At 70.7% G+C, this 15,692-nt stretch carries 10 protein-coding genes; 7 read left to right on the top strand and 3 right to left on the bottom strand.

Features of this window, described 5'->3' with window-relative positions; translation table 11 throughout:
- The coding region (locus CA984_RS34035; protein ID WP_086577544.1) for a sensor histidine kinase at positions 1-2,272 on the bottom strand (2,272 nt) is incomplete at its 3' end.
- 577 nt (positions 2,273-2,849) lie between these two features.
- Between CA984_RS34035 and CA984_RS34030 the strand changes: the two genes are divergently transcribed.
- The 4 genes from CA984_RS34030 to CA984_RS48885 all read left to right on the top strand — a co-directional run bounded on the left by CA984_RS34030 (position 2,850) and on the right by CA984_RS48885 (position 10,646).
- On the top strand, positions 2,850-4,634 hold the full coding sequence (locus CA984_RS34030) for an ABC transporter ATP-binding protein (protein WP_242676325.1): 1,785 nt from the start codon (positions 2,850-2,852) through the stop codon (positions 4,632-4,634).
- Complete coding sequence (locus CA984_RS34025; RefSeq protein ID WP_086577543.1) at positions 4,631-6,478, top strand: ABC transporter ATP-binding protein; 1,848 nt, start codon at positions 4,631-4,633, stop codon at positions 6,476-6,478. The genes CA984_RS34030 and CA984_RS34025 overlap by 4 nt, the downstream gene beginning before the upstream one ends.
- 337 nt (positions 6,479-6,815) lie before the next feature.
- Positions 6,816-8,864, top strand: a complete 2,049-nt coding sequence (locus tag CA984_RS34020) for a glycoside hydrolase family 71 protein (protein ID WP_086577542.1) — start codon at positions 6,816-6,818, stop codon at positions 8,862-8,864.
- Positions 8,865-9,044: 180 nt separating this feature from the next.
- On the top strand, positions 9,045-10,646 hold the full coding sequence (locus tag CA984_RS48885) for a phospholipase D family protein (RefSeq protein ID WP_086577541.1): 1,602 nt from the start codon (positions 9,045-9,047) through the stop codon (positions 10,644-10,646).
- 62 nt (positions 10,647-10,708) lie between these two features.
- On the opposite strand, the gene CA984_RS34010 is transcribed toward CA984_RS48885, so the two are convergent.
- Positions 10,709-11,161, bottom strand: a complete 453-nt coding sequence (locus tag CA984_RS34010) for a winged helix-turn-helix transcriptional regulator (RefSeq protein ID WP_086577540.1) — start codon at positions 11,159-11,161, stop codon at positions 10,709-10,711.
- A gap of 86 nt (positions 11,162-11,247) precedes the next feature.
- Here CA984_RS34010 and CA984_RS34005 point away from each other — a divergent pair, with 86 nt between their 5' ends.
- The 3 genes from CA984_RS34005 (at position 11,248) to CA984_RS33990 (ending at position 15,439) form a co-directional block, all read left to right on the top strand.
- Positions 11,248-12,759, top strand: a complete 1,512-nt coding sequence (locus tag CA984_RS34005; protein WP_242676324.1) for an MFS transporter — start codon at positions 11,248-11,250, stop codon at positions 12,757-12,759.
- 776 nt (positions 12,760-13,535) lie between these two features.
- Complete coding sequence (locus CA984_RS33995) at positions 13,536-14,738, top strand: sensor histidine kinase (protein ID WP_165781515.1); 1,203 nt, start codon at positions 13,536-13,538, stop codon at positions 14,736-14,738.
- Complete coding sequence (locus CA984_RS33990) at positions 14,735-15,439, top strand: response regulator (protein WP_086577538.1); 705 nt, start codon at positions 14,735-14,737, stop codon at positions 15,437-15,439. The genes CA984_RS33995 and CA984_RS33990 overlap by 4 nt, the downstream gene beginning before the upstream one ends.
- A gap of 4 nt (positions 15,440-15,443) precedes the next feature.
- Here the strand turns inward: CA984_RS33990 and CA984_RS33985 are convergent.
- Positions 15,444-15,692, bottom strand: a 249-nt coding sequence (locus tag CA984_RS33985; RefSeq protein ID WP_341351744.1) for an acyl-CoA carboxylase biotin carboxyl carrier protein subunit, incomplete at its 5' end; no start/stop codon positions are given.

Here is a 15,692-nt window from a genome sequence, read left to right as displayed (position 1 = left end):
CCTTCTTGCCCGCCGGGCTGTAGCGCACGGCGTTGGACATGACGTTGACCAGGATCCGTTCCAGCAGCGCGGAGTCGGCGACGACCTCGGGCAGGTCCACGGACACGTCGCCCTCGACGCGGTCGCGGAGCGGGCCGAGGTCGTCGATCGAGCGCGGGATGACCTCTTCGAGCGCGACCGGCTGCAGGGTCAGGCCGAGCACGCCGGCCTGCAGGCGGCTCATGTCGAGCAGGTTGGCGACCAGCCGGTCGAGCTTGAGCAGGGACTCGTCGGCGGTGGCCAGCAGTTCCTCGCGGTCCTGCGCGCTCCATTCGATCTCGGTGCCGCGCAGGCTCTCGACGGCGAGCCTGGCCGAGGCCAGCGGGGTGCGCAGGTCGTGGCTGACGGCGGCGAGCAGGGCGGTGCGCATCCTGTCGGTCTCGGCCAGCGGCCCGGCCAGGTCGGCCTCCCGGCGCAGGCGCTCCTGGCGCAGCGCCACGGCCGCCTCGGCGGCGAACGCCTCCAGCACCCGCCGGTCGGAGGCCTCCAGCAGCCTGCCCCGTACCGCGAGCACCAGCCGCTCGTCGATGACCACGTCAGCGTCGGCCGTGCCGGGGCAGGTGCAGGGGGTGGCGCCGGCGGTGGCCACGATCCGCCACGCCTCGGGGTCCGACTGGTCGTCCGGAGCCGGCTCGCCCACCCGTTCCAGCAGGGTGACCGAGGTGAGGGCGAAGGTCTCGCGCAGCCGCGCCAGCAGGGACGGCAGCGCCGACTCGCCGCGCAGCACGTGTCCGGCCAGGGTGGACAGCACCTCGGCGTCCGCGCCCGCCCGCGCGGCCTCCCTGGTACGGCGGGCGGCCAGGTCCACGACCGCGCTCACCATGACGGCCACCAGCACGTAGACACTCAGCGCGAGCAGGTTGTGCGGGTCGGAGACGGTGAGCCGGTCGAACGGCGGGGTGAAGAAATAGTTGAGCAGGAGGAATCCGGCCACGGCCGCGGTGACGGCCGGCCACATGCCGCCTGCCAGCGCGACGCCGACGACCATGAGCAGGAAGAGCAGGATCCCGCTGGGCAACGTCAGATCGGCTCTGAACGGGACCAGCGCGGCGGTGAGCACCGGAATGCCCAGCAGCGCCATCGCCCAGCCCGCGAGCCTGCGCGTGCGGGTCAGCGCGGCCTTCGGCCGGACGCGCCGCGCGCCCTTGCCCACCTCGGCGTGGGGGATCATGTGGACGTCGATGGCGCCGGACAGCGCGGTCGCGGTCAACCCGACGCCCCGGGAGAACAGGTGGGCGAACCTGCCTCTGCGGGACGCGCCCAGCACGAGCTGGGTGGCGTTCACCCCGCCGGCGAAGTCGAGCAGGGCGCGCGGCACGTTCTCCCCCACTACCTGGTGGTAGGTGCCGCCCAGGCTCTCCACCAGCGCGCGCTGGCGGGCCAGGCGCGCCGGGTCGGCCCCGCCCAGCCCGTCGGAGAGGGTGACGTGGACGGCCAGCAGGTCGGCGCCCTTGGTCCTGGCCGCGATGCGCGCGGCCCGCCGGATCAGCGTGTCGCCCTCGGGACCACCGGTCAGCGCGACCACGACGCGCTCCCGGGCCTCCCAGGTCCCCTCGATGCCGTGTTCGGCGCGGTACTGATCGAGCTGGTCGTCGACCTTCCCGGCGACCCAGAGCAGGGCCAGCTCGCGCAGCGCGGTCAGGTTGCCCACCCGGAAGTAGTTGGACAGCGCCGCGTCGACCTTCTCCGGCGCGTAGATGTTCCCGTGGGCCATCCGGCGGCGCAACCCGTCCGGCGGCATGTCCACCAGCTGTACCGCGTCCGCCCGCCGTACCACCTCGTCGGGCACGGTCTCGCGCTGCGGCACCCCGGTGATCTGCCGGACGACGTCGTTGAGCGACTCCAGGTGCTGGATGTTGACGGTGGAGACGACGTCGATGCCGGCGTCGAGGATCTCCTCGACGTCCTGCCAGCGCTTGGCGTTCCGGGAGCCGGGCACGTTGGTGTGCGCCAGCTCGTCGATCAGGGCGATCCGGGGAGCGCGGGCGATGACCGCGTCCACGTCGAGCTCGGTGAAGGCGGTCCCGCGGTGGACCACGGTCCGGCGGGGGACGACCTCCATGCCGCCGATCAGCTCGGCGGTGCGGGGACGGCCGTGGGCCTCGACGAGACCCACGACGACGTCGGTGCCGCGCGCCAGTCGGCGGTGTCCCTCGTCGAGCATGGCGAAGGTCTTGCCGACCCCGGGGGCCGCGCCCAGGTAGACGCGCAGCCGCCCGCGTGCCCTGTCCATCGGCCGTCGCTCCTCACCGGTCACCCCGCGAGCCGCCCCTTCCGGCGGACGGCTCCCTGCTCCGATCATCTCCTGCCGGGGACCGGGCCGGGCCAGGGGGCGTCACGTCCGGCCATCCGGGCGGCCCGGGGCGTTTCCGGGATCAGGTCCATCTCACAGAGCAAGCAAATACCGAGACTGAGGGCTTTTGGTAAATCTTGACAGCATTAATACGTATTTAGCGTGATTATTGACGCCACCTCTACGGCAGCTCGGAGTAACAGGACGACCACTCTCAGGACAATTGCCGACACCCCGCCGGGTCGCGGAGACTCTGACCGTCACCCCTTGTCGAACAGGCGAGCGGGCGACACCGATCAGCGGAACACCGCCGGGGGGCTCGCGACGCGGAAAATCAGTTGACGGCGGTCTTAGCCTGAGTGGGCCTTTACCCCGGAATGGTGATCAATTCAAGTGAGAACCGTGAGGAGTGTGCTGCCTGCTGAYGCCCCCTGATACCGCCCCCGGGCGAGATACCGAGACCCGTCAGTCCCCGACCCCCCGCCCGCGCAGCCTCAGGACGAGCTCGCTGTGGCGGATGAAGTCCTACCTCCGTCCCTACACCACCCGCCTGGTGCTCATCTGGATACCGGCCTTCGGCGGGATCGCCATCGGCATCGTCATCCCGCTGATCGGCAAGGAGATCATCGACGGCCCCGTCGCCCGCGGCGACACCGGAGCCCTCCTCCCCCTCGCACTGCTCGCCCTGGCACTGGGCGTGATCGAGGCGCTGCTCATCTTCCTGCGCAGGTGGTTCCTGGCCGATGCCGTCATCGGCCTGGAGACGACGATCCGCGACGACCTCTACCGGCACCTGCAGCGGCTGCCGATGAGCTTCCACGGCGCCTGGCAGTCCGGCCAGCTGCTCTCCCGCGCGACGACCGACCTGTCGGTCATCCGGCGCTTCCTCGGCTTCGGCATGCTCTTCCTCGTCCTGATCATCTTCCAGATCGTGACGGTGACGGGGCTGCTGCTGCAGATGTACTGGCCGCTCGGCCTGCTGGTCGCCGCGTCGGCGCTCCCGGTCGTGGTCACCTCGCTCCGCTTCGAGCGGGGCTACATCACCGTCTCCCGCCAGGTCCAGGACGAGCAGGGCGACCTCGCCACCGTGGTCGAGGAGTCCGCGGTCGGCATCCGCACGATCAAGGCCTTCGGCCGCGGCCGCCACGTCTTCGACACCTTCGACGACGGGGCCCGCAAGGTCTACCGGACCTCGATGGAGAAGGTACGGCTGTCTGCCAGGTTCTTCACCTTCCTGGAGGTGATCCCGAACGTCACTCTCGCCATCGTGCTGCTGCTGGGCGCGCTCGCGGTCGGCTCGGGCTCGCTGACGCTGGGCACCCTGGTGGCCTTCACCACGCTGATGCTGCAGCTCGTGTGGCCCGTCTCAGCTCTCGGTTTCATCCTGGTCATGGCCCAGGAGGCGATGACCTCGGCCGACCGGGTGATGGAGGTGCTCGACACCGACCCGGAGATCGTCGGCGGCACGGACGCGATCGAACGCCCCCGCGGCCATCTGCGCTACGAGGGCGTGGAGTTCCGCTTCCCCGGAGCCGCCGAACCGGTGCTACGCGACGTCTGGCTGGATGTGCGGCCGGGAGAGACGGTCGCGGTCGTGGGCGCGACGGGTTCGGGCAAGACCACGCTGACCGCCCTCGTCCCCCGGCTCTACGACGTCAGCGCGGGCCGGGTCACGATCGACGGGCACGACGTGCGGGACCTGTCGCTGCCCGCCCTGCGCTCGATGGTCGCCACGGCCTTCGAGGAGCCGACCCTGTTCTCCATGAGCGTCAGGGAGAACCTCACGCTGGGGCGGCACGACGCCACCGAGGAGGAGATCGAGGAGGCGCTGCGGGTCGCCCAGGCCGGGTTCGTCCACCAGCTGCCGTGGGGACTGGACACCAGGATCGGCGAGCAGGGCATGTCCCTGTCCGGCGGCCAGCGCCAGCGCCTGGCCCTGGCCCGTGCGGTCCTCAGCCGGCCGAGAGTCCTCGTGCTGGACGACACCCTGTCGGCCCTGGACGTCGAGACCGAGGCCCTGGTGGAGGAGGCCCTGCGGCATGTCCTGCGGGACGCCACCGGGATCGTGGTGGCGCACCGCGCCTCCACCGTGCTGCTCGCCGACAAGGTGGCCCTGCTGCTGAACGGCACGATCGCGCACGTCGGCCGCCACCAGGAGCTGATGGCGGCCGTGCCGGAGTACCGGGCGCTGCTGTCGGCGGAACTGGACGGCGCTCCGGACGGGCTGGACGGTCTGGACGGCGCTCCGGACGGGCTGGACGGCCTGGACGGCGACCTGGACAGCCAGGAGGCACTCCGATGAGCCAGACCACGACACAGGGCTGGCGCGGCGTCGCCGCCGAGAACAAGGACGACCTGTCGGAGCAGGTGTCGTTCCTGCTCCGCGCCCGGTCACGACGGCTGCTCGGCGAGCTGCTGCGGCCGTACCGCAAGGAGATCGCACTGCTCGTCGCGGTCATCGTGATCTGCAACGCCGCCGCCCTCGCCATCCCCTACCTGGTCAAGGTGGGCATCGACGCCGGCATCCCGCCGATGCTCGCGGGCGAGGGGCCGGCCACGCTGGTGACGGTCGTCGTGGCGGTTCTGGCGGCGGCGATCACCCAGGCGGCCACCCGGCAGGTCTTCCTCAGGATGGCGGGCCGCATCGGCCAGAGCATCCTGCTGGAGCTACGGCGGCGGGTCTTCGCCCACTTCCAGAAGCTGTCGCTGTCCTTCCACGACGACTACACCTCGGGCCGGGTCGTCGCCCGGCTCACCTCCGACATCGAAGCCATCTCCGAGATGCTGCAGTCGGGCTTCGACGGCCTGGTCACCGCCGTGCTGACGCTGACCGGCACCGCGGTCCTGCTGCTCGTCCTCGACGTCCCGCTCGCCGTGGTCGCGCTGCTGCCGCTACCGGTCCTGCTGCTGTTCACCCGCTGGTTCCGGCGGCAGTCGAGCATCACCTACCGCAGGACCCGGGAGACCGTGGCGCTGGTGATCGTCCACTTCGTGGAGTCGATGACCGGCATCCGGGCGGTCCAGGCGTTCCGCAGGGAGCCGCGCAACCAGGAGATCTTCTCCCAGCTCAACGCCGACTACGCGCACGCCAACGTGCAGAGCATGCGCCTCATCGCGCTCTTCATGCCGGGCGTCAAGCTCATCGGGAACGTCACGATCGCCGCCGTCCTGTTCTACGGCGGCCTGCTGGCCATCGACGGCGACGTCACGGTGGGCGTGCTGGCCGCGTTCCTGCTCTACCTGCGCCAGTTCTACGAGCCGATGCAGGAGATCTCGCAGTTCTACAACACCTTCCAGTCGGCGGGGGCGGCCCTGGAGAAACTCTCCGGCGTGCTGGAGGAGAGGCCCGCGGTGGCCGAGCCTCACACCCCCGTGGCGCTGGAACGGCCACGCGGGGAGATCCGGTTCGAGGAGGTGGAGTTCTCCTACCTGGACGGCACCCCGGTGCTGTCCCGGATGGATCTGGCGATCCCGGCGGGGCAGACCGTGGCGCTGGTCGGCACCACCGGGGCGGGGAAGACCACGCTGGCGAAGCTGGTCTCCCGGTTCTACGACCCTGTCGCCGGCCGCGTGCTGCTCGACGGGGTCGACCTGCGTGATCTCGGCGAGGACTCGCTGCGCGGCGCGGTGGTCATGGTGACCCAGGAGAACTTCCTGTTCACCGGCTCGGTCGCCGACAACATCAGGTTCGGCCGGCCCGGCTCGACCATGGCCGAGGTCGTCGAGGCCGCCCGGTCCATCGGCGCCCACGAGTTCATCTCGGCGCTTCCGGAGGGCTACGACACCCAGGTCGCCAAGCACGGCGGCAGGCTGTCGGCCGGGCAGCGGCAGCTCGTGGCGTTCGCCCGGGCCTTCCTCGCCGACCCCGCGGTGCTGATCCTGGACGAGGCGACCTCCAGCCTGGACGTCCCCGGCGAACGGCTGGTGCAGCGGGCGATGCGGACGATCCTGGCGGAACGGACCGCGCTGATCATCGCCCACCGGCTGTCGACCGTCGAGATCGCCGACCGGGTGCTCGTGATGGACAGCGGCGGCATCGTCGAGGATGGCCCTCCCGACCAGCTCATCGCACGGGCGGGCCGCTTCGCCGGCCTGCACCAGGCCTGGCTGGACAGCATCTCGGATCTGCCGGCCCCACCGGGTTAGGCGCTGTCTCCTCCGGGACGGGCGCGGCACCGGCCCGTCAGGCGGCGGCCGTGACCGTCCCGGAGGAGAGGCGGGCGCGTTGCCGTGGCGGATGCGCGTCCGCCGGGACGCCGTGACGGAGTCACCACGCTCCGGAACGGTCTCACAATGGGGGATCTGCCATGGTGAGCACGCCTGCCGATGCGCCGCTCCGCCGGCTCGACCGCATTCCCCGTTTCAATCGTTCCAATCCGAAATCCCAATAAATCCGGCACCGAAACTTGGGCATTGATCACATAAGGCAGCTGGGTCGCAGCTATGTTGATCACGACTTGTTCAGCAAGCCGATGGAGTTCAATTGCCCCCCAACCGACGGACGACGGTCGCGCTGATCGTCGCCGCTCTCTCCCTCGCCGCCTCGGGAGGGCTCGCCACCGTCTCGGCGGCGCCCGCCGCCGCGGCGCTGGCGGACACCACGGTGCCCGCGACCGACGACGTCTTCATCAGCCAGGCGGACCCCGCGAAGTCCTACGGGACCGCGACCTGGCTGTCCGCCTGCGCCGCGTCGTGCAACGGCAAGACCAACGGTGAGCGCCGCGTGCTCACCGGCTTCACCGTCTCGGGCGTGCCGAAGGGCGCCACGAACGTGAAGATGACCCTTGAGGTGACGCCCGGCAGGACCGTCGAGACCGTGATCTCGGTGCACAAGGTGACCAGCGCCTGGACCGAGAGCGCCACCACCTGGAACAGCAAGCCCACCATCGGCGCGGCCTTCGCCACCCGTGACGGCTTCACCGCGGACAAGGCCGCCGGGATCGACGTCTCCTCGGCCTTCACCGGCAACGGGCGCTACACCTTCGCCCTCACCGCTGGCGAGGGGCCCGTCGCCGTCCTGTACTCCTCGCGGGAGACGGGCAACAGGGGACCGCGCCTGAAGATCAGCTACTCCCCGGCCGGCGCCACCCCGACTCCCACGCCCAGCGCCACGCCGAGCGCCACACCCACCGCTACGGCCACGCCCACGCCGCCGCCGTCAAGCGGGAACTGCCTGCCGTTCGACAAGCTCTCGCCGGCGGCGCTGCGCTCCTTCGACAAGAAGGTCTTCGCCTTCTACTTCCCGCCCTATCCCGTGTCGATCGACAACAAGGACCCCTCCAAGGACCAGCACGCCTCCTGGCTGGACCCGATGGGCTCCAACGGGATGTACGCCGGTCAGGGCGGCCACTCGCGTGACCGGCCGCTGCCGCGCCCGGTGCGCCCGGAGAAGAACTGGCGCCAGCTCGACTTCGAGGTCGAGGTACGGCAGGCGATCGCGATGGGCCTCGACGGGTTCATCTACGAGCACCACACCTCGGCCAGCGACCAGCGGTTCAACCAGTTCCCCGCGATGCTGGCGGCGGCCAAGGCGGTCGATCCCAACTTCAAGATCATGCTCAGCCCCGACTTCCCCACGGCCAAGGACTCCCCGCACGACAAGGTCATGGAGGACATCCTCATGGCCAAGGGGCACCCGTCGCTCTACAAGCTGGAGGACGGCACCATCCCGCTCGCGCCGTTCTATCCGGAGCGGCACCCTGCGGCCTGGTGGGACCAGCTGCGCGACAAGCTGGCCGCCAAGGGCATGAAGACCTCGCTCTTCCCGATCTTCCTCAGCTGGAACGGCACCGGGAAGACGGAGTGGAACGACCACGTCGTCGGCTACTCCTCGTGGGGCAGCAAGTGGGTGAGCACGACCGAATCCCTGCGCAAGGGCGGCATCGAGGCGCACAAGCGGGGACGCCTCTACATGGCGCCGGCCTCGCTCGAGGACGTGCGCCCCAGGGACAAGCGCCTGTGGGAGCCGGCCAACAGCCAGTTGCTGCAGCAGTCGTTCCTGAAGGCCGCACAGGGTGACGCGGACATCATCGCGCTCATCACCTGGAACGACTACGCCGAATCGTGGCTGGCGCCGTCGGTCATGCGAGGGTACGCGCCCTCCGACCTGATCGCCTACTACACGACGCTGTTCAAGACCGGGAAGGCGCCGGTGGTGGCTCGCGACGCGCTCTACTACTTCCACCGCAGCCACCGCACCGACGCGCCGTTCGACGCCACCAAGCAGACCATCGGCCCGATCAAGGTTCTCAACGGCGACCCCGCCACGAACACGGTGGAGCTCGTCGCCTTCCTCAAGACACCGGGCAAGCTGGTGATCAAGCAGGGTTCCCGGGTCGACACGTTGGACGCGCAGGCCGGGCTGGTCTCGTTCAAGGCGGAGATGGTGGCGGGCACGACGCCCGTCTTCGAGCTCCAGCGCGGCGGGAAGACTGTCCAGACCGTGGAGAGCAAGACCCCGATCCGCAAGAGCGTCGTCTACCAGGACCTCATCAACCACGCCGGAGGCGGCCTGAGCTGCAACCGTCCGTGACCATCGCGGCGTCCCCTCCTCACGGGGGGACGCCGTCCCGGACGCCGGACCGCTGAACGCCCGCCGCCCTCCGGCCGCCCGGCAGATCGGGCGGCCGGAGGGCGGCGGGCGCCGGGCCCCTCTCCCCTCCCTGAGGACACAGAACGTGAAATTAGGGCAAAAAAGGGTAGATCGTACTAAATGAAGGAAGACGACTGGTTCCTCAAGGGTGAGGAGCGCGGCAACCCGGCGACGCGGATCGACGCCAGGCATGACGACGACATCGCCTGGTCGGGCGGGAACACCGTACGTCCCATCCCGCACGGCGCACCGTACTTCGCCGAGCTGCTCACCCGCGTCCGCGAGCTGCGTGCCGGAGACCTGCTGCTGTTCACCGACTGGCGCGGCGATCCCGACGAGAGGCTGGACGGTCCCGGCACCGAGGTCGCCGACGTCTTCTCCGACGCCGCCCGGCGCGGCGTCGTGGTCAAGGGCCTTCTGTGGCGCTCGCACTGGGATCGGCTCCGCTTCAGCGAGGCCGAGAACCGCCACCTCGGGGAGGCCATCGAGGCCGCCGGCGGCGAGTGCCTGCGCGACATGCGCGTCCCGCCCGGCGGCTCCCACCACCAGAAGCTCGTCGTGCTGCGGCATCGCGCGGAACCGGAGCGCGACATCGCCTACGTCGGCGGGATCGACCTGTGCTGGAGCCGCCGGGACGACGCCTCGCACGGCGGCGACACGCAGGCCACCCCCATGGCCGAGGTGTACGGCGCGCATCCGCCCTGGCACGACGTCCAGGCCGCGATCCAGGGACCGGCCGTCGGCGACGTCGAGGCCGTGTTCCGGGAACGCTGGGAGGACCCCCAGCCGCTCACCCGCAACCCCCTGCACCGCCTGGCCGACCTGATCCGCCACGAGGACACCCGGGCGGATCCGCTGCCGCCGCAGTTCCCCGACCCGCCCGCCTGCGGCCCGCACGCCGTACAGCTCCTGCGGACCTACGCCCACCGGCGCGCCCGCTACCCGTTCGCGCCACGGGGAGAGCGCAGCATCGCCCGCGGCTACCTCAAGGCGCTGCGCCGCGCCCGCTCCCTCATCTACATCGAGGACCAGTATCTGTGGTCGCCCCAGATCGCCGAGTCCTTCGCCGAGGCGCTCAAGGCCAACCCCGGCCTGCTGATGATCAGTGTCCTCCCGCTCCACCCCGACCAGGACGGCGCGCTCAACGGCACCCCCCAGATCCTGGGCCGCAACCAGGCCCTGTCGGTCCTCAGGCGTGCGGGCGGAGAGCGCTTCGCGGTGTACGGCGTCGAGAACCGGGACAGCACCCCGGTCTACGTCCACGCCAAGGTCTGCATCGTCGACGACGTGTGGGCGACCATCGGCTCGGACAACTTCAACCGCAGGTCCTGGACCTACGACTCCGAGCTCACCTGCGCGGTGCTCGACGAGACCCCCGACGGCCGGGAACCCCGTGACCCGGGCGGCCACGGGGACGGCGCGCGCCGCTTCCCCCGGGACCTGCGGCTGACCCTCGCCCGGGAGCACCTCGACCGTCCCGGCGTCCGCGACGCGGACCTGCTGGATCCGGAGGCGTTCTTCGCCGCCTTCGCCGACTCCGCGCACGCCCTGGAGCGGTGGCACGCCGGGGGACGCCGGGGCCCCCGCCCGGACGGGCGGCTGCGGCTGTACGAGCCGGCGCCCCTGTCGCCCCTGACCAGCGCCTGGGCCACGCCGTTCTACCGGATCGTGTGCGATCCCGACGGACGCCCCCGCGCCATGCGCCGCAGCGGCGTCTACTGAGTCGTTCCCGGCGAGTCGATCGTCGCCGCCGGTGACGGCCGTGCCCTCGGCCGCGGCTGGGCTCAGGCGGTTTTCCGAACGCGCGACGCCTCGGCGGAGAGCGGCGCGCCGTCCTGGCCGAGCGGGCGGAGTTCGGGAAGCTCCCGCCCTTGGCCGTCGACGAGAACGGAGTGCGGCTCGTCCGGGGCGAAGGCGTGGCGCTCGCCCCATTGGCGGAGGGCGACCACGGCCGTGAAGAGGTCCTGCCCGGCTTCGGTGAGCCGGTACGTCTGCCGTCTGCCGTCGGTGGCGGCGCTTTTGTCGAGGATGCCGTGCTCGACGAGTTTGCGGAGCCGGTCGGTGAGGATGTTGCGGGCGATCCCCAGCCGCTGATGGAACTCGGTGAAGGCCGTCGCCCCGTCCATCGCGTCGCGGATGATCAGCAGGCTCCACCGGTCGCCTATCAGGTCGACGGTCCGTGCGACCGGGCAGGCCGGGTCGGTCCAGGCGCTTCCCGCAGCGAGTGTGACGTCCACCGGCCCCCTCCATGATGAGTTGCAATATGAAACCAGTATGCCCTAGCCTCCAATAGGTTGCATTTTGCAACCTATTGGAGGGTGACATGTCGTCAGGGTTGACCGGGAGGCAGCGGGCCGTGCTCGCGCTGGTGTGCGCGGTGGCGGTGTCGACCGTCTACGGCATCCAGCCGGTCCTCGAGGCCGCGGGCGAGGACCTCGGACTGAGGGAAGGAGCACTGGGGTGGCTGGTCGCCGCCGGCCAGATCGGCTATCTCGCGGGGCTGGTGCTGCTGGTCCCGCTCGGTGACCTGTTCGACCGCCGCAGACTCATCACGGCGCACCTGCTGCTCACAGCAGTGGGCGCGGGGGTGGCCGCCGCCGCGCCCGGCGGCGGCATCGCGATCGCGGGCCTGGCCCTGGCCGGACTGTTCGCCGTGGTCGTCCAGGTCACGGTGGCCTACGTCGCCGCCGTCTCACCGGCCGGCGAGCGCGGCCGCAACATCGGAGCGGTCACCTCGGGCGTGGTCATCGGGATCCTCGGGGTGCGGGTGGTCGCGGGCGCACTGGGCGAGCTGACCGACTGGCGGACGGTCTACCTCGTAATCGCCGGGCTCTGCGTGATGCTCGCGCTCGCCGCCCGATTCACCCTCGACGCCGACATCCGCCGTCCCCGAGCCCGGTACGGGCGGCTGCTGTCATCGCTGGGCCGTCTGGTCGTCGGCGACCGGCTCTTCCTCAGTCGCGGACTGGTCGCGTTCTTCCTGTTCGCCTCCTTCGGCACGCTGTGGAGCGGACTGGCGCTCCCGCTCGGCGACGCGCCGTGGCACCTCGGCACCGCCGAGATCGGACTGTTCGGACTCGCCGGTCTCACCGGGGCGCTGGGCGCGGCCCGGGCCGGCCGATGGGCCGACCGGGGCCTGGCGTCCTCGGTCACCGGCTGGTCGCTGGCACTGCTCACAGCCTCGTGGCTGCTGATCGCTCAAGCGGGGTCGTCGCTGTGGCTGTTGATCGTCGGCGTCATCGTCCAGGACTTCGCCGTGCAAGCCGTTCACGTCACCAGCCAGCACCTGCTCACCACCGCCCGCCCCGACCGGAGCAGCAGCGTCATCGGCGCCTACATGGCCTTCTACTCCCTCGGCTCCGCGCTCGGTGCGATCACCACCACCTGGGCCTACAGCGCCGCCGGATGGTCGGCCGTCAGCCTGCTCGGCGCGGCCTACGCCGCACTCGGGCTCCTCGTCGCCACCTCGGCCCGGCGTTTCACCGCCCTGCCGCGGGCGCGACAACCGAGTGCGTCCGTACCGCCTGCAGGTAGATGTGCGGATGCCGGTGCCGCCGAGGTGGATCTCAGGGCTCGCCGACGTACCACTGGTCCGGGGTCCTCATCCCCTTGGGCCGTAGGCCGTACCAAGGATGTGCCCGCCGATGAGGACGACGAGCCACAGCATGGCGCGTTTACTGGGCGGGGGGCCGCTGCGCAGCAGGGAGATGCCCAAGGGGACGAATGCGACGCAGAGGCCGCCAGCCGCGATGATGGACTGTGGTTCGGTGCCTTTGAGCGTCCCGAGCGCGAGCGCCGACATCAGGCCGAGCGCGATCGAACGGCCCAGCCCTAGGGCGCCGGAGCGGTAGGCGCCGATGGCCAGCACGACCCAGCCGAAGAAGGCCGGTCCGGACAGCGCCCTGAACGGATGCCAGGTGACATCCCGCCATGCCACGTAGTAGTCGTCGATGCCGTTGATCATTGATTGCAGGCCGAAGCTGTCGGTCAGGTGAAAGGCCAGGTGATCAGTGCCGAACTGGAAGGTCCGGGTGAACAGGCCGACGATCACCAGACAGCCGCCCCACAGTCCCCACAGCGGGCTGGTGGCCGCGATCCGTTGCGCCAGCGTCATGACCGCCGGCCACAGCAGGACGGTCCCGCAGGCGAAGCAGGCATAGGCGGCGGTGATGAGGGCGGGGTGCCGGGTGTAGGCGGCGAGCTGATCAGGGAAGAAGTAGTGGAACCGGGAGCGTAGGAGAATCCCGGCCATGAGCAGGACGGGGCCGCCGATCAGCGCGATGGCGCTCACCCATCGTCCGGGAAACGGGGGTTGTCGGCTCAGGTTGGCCGTGGCGTTGGCGGCGCGCCGGTCCGCGCCGGCCCGCCGCCATCGTGTGATTCGCCCGCGAAGCTCAACATTCATGTGTTCCCGCCCATCGTGTCCGTGTCGGCGCTTCTCGGCCCGGTATGCCGGGTGCACCAGCATGGTGATGGGCGGTGCGGTGGGGGCGCGTCCGGCTCAGGTCGCATCTTGGTGTGGCATGCAGAGCCGGGTACGACCCCGGACGGATGCGAGTGTCTGACCGTGGGCGGATGCCGGGTGACCCGACAAGGCGGTACCTTCCCGTCATGGATTGGGCTGGATGGCGGCTTGGCGGCAGGGGCGTTGCCGACGCGGTGGTGGCGGTCGTCGTGGCGCTGATCGTCGGATACGCCATCGTTGATCCGCCGGGACCGTCGTCGTGGTGGCCTGCCTGGTCGGCCTGGCCGGTGGCGGCGGTCGTGAGCTTTCCGGTCGCCGTCCGGCGGCGCTGGCCGCGGGCCATGCTCGGTCTCGCGTGCGCCGTGAGCGTGCTGGCGACCGTGGCCGGTGCCGTCGCGGCGGGCGCGATCTGGGTGTCGTTCGTGCCGACCGTGCTCGTGCTGTACCTGGTGGCCGCCACCGCCTCGGCCGGCTGGTCGGTGGCGGGGTTGGCAGCCTGCGCGTTCGGTGCGGTGGCCGCGGTGCTGGTCTTCTACGCGCGGGTTTTCCCCGGCCTCACGCCCGCGGCGTGGCCCAGCGAGATGCCGCCGTACTGGCCGGTGGAGATCGGTGCGATCTGTGTCCTCCTGGCCGCCGGGTGGACCATCGGGACGGTCGTCCGTTGGAAGCGGGACACGACCGCTCGCCTCGTCCGTCACCTCGCCGAGGCCGCGGTGGCCGACGAGCGCAGGCGCATCGCCCGGGAACTGCACGATGTCATCGGCCACAGCATGAGCCTGATCGCCGTCAAGGCCACCGTGGCCAACCATGTCGCCGACGCCCGTCCGCAGGAGGCACGCGCCGCGCTGGCCGTCATCGAGCAGACCAGCCGGAGCACGCTCACCGAGATCCACCGAGTGCTCGGCCTCCTGCGGTCCGACGGCGATCCCCAGCAGGCCCATCTGTCCGTTCCCGGTATGGCGGACCTGCCCGAACTGGCTGCTCACGCCCGTTCGGCCGGGGTCGAGGTGGACCTGACCGTCCGCGAGGAGACTGCGTTGCCTCCTGCGGTGGCGGTGTCGGTGTACCGAATCGTGCAACAGGCTCTGACCAACGTCATCACTCACGCCGCGCCCACCCGCTGCTCGGTCACCGTGGACATCGACGGGCGGGAAGCCGTGATCGAGGTCGTCGACGACGGTTCCCGCCATGGCCGGCCGCCGCGAGCGGGCCACGGCGGTCACGGCCTCATCGGCATGCGCGAACGGGCCAAGATGTACGGAGGCACGTTCAGCGCAGGATCGCGGCCCGAAGGAGGCTTTCGCGTGTCGGCTCGACTGCCCTATGACCCGAGCGGCGCCCAGGCATGACTATCGACACCGCTTCGCACCACCCGCCCCCGCCCATCCGTGTCGTGCTCGCCGAGGACCAGGTACTGGTACGCGACAGCCTCAAAGTCCTCATCGACACCACGCCGGGGCTGGCCACCGTGGGCGAGGCGGGCACCGGCGCCGAAGCCGTGCTCCTGGCCCGCCGGCTGCGACCCGACGTCGTTCTCATGGACGTGCGTATGCCCGACATGGACGGCATCGAGGCGACACGACGTATCTGCACTGCCCCGGATGGTGTCGGCGTCCGCGTGCTGATCCTCACCACGTTCGATCTGGACGAATACGTGTACGCGTCGCTACGGGCAGGTGCGAGTGGATTCCTCCTCAAAAGCGCCACCGCGACCGAGCTCCTGGCCGCCATCCACGTCGTCGCCTCCGGCGAAGCGCTGCTCGCGCCCACCGTGACCCGTCGGCTCATCGCCGAATTCCTGCGAGGCCCTCACCCCGTCCCGGTCGTGCGAGACCTCAACGACGTCACCCAACGCGAGCGCGAGGTGCTCGCCCTCATCGGCAAGGGAATGTCCAACTCCGAGATCGCCGAGCACCTTCACCTCACCGTCGGCACGGTCAAGACCCACATCGGCCGTCTCCTGGCCAAACTGCAGGCCCGGGACCGGGCCCAGCTCGTCATCGCCGCCTACGAGAGCGGGCTCATCACCACCCCGGACGGCCGCCGGTAACCGGTCAGGTGTCCTTGATGGCGCAGATGAGGGCGCCGGCGGTGACGCTCTGCCCGGCGGTGGCGGTCAGGCCGGTGACGGTGCCGCTCTTGTGCGCGGTCAGTGGCTGTTCCATCTTCATCGCCTCCAGCACCACGATCACGTCGCCGGTGGTGACGGTGTCGCCGTCGGCGGCCACGGCTTTGACGATCGTGCCCTGCATCGGGCTGATCAGGTCGTCGCCGCCGGCCGGGGTGGCGGCGGGGGTCCGGCG

This window comes from Streptosporangium minutum (assembly GCF_002149035.1).
GTDB classification, from domain to species: domain Bacteria; phylum Actinomycetota; class Actinomycetes; order Streptosporangiales; family Streptosporangiaceae; genus Streptosporangium; species Streptosporangium minutum.
The sequence above is the reverse complement of the archived record's forward strand: the minus strand, read 5'-3'. Positions and strand labels throughout refer to the sequence as shown.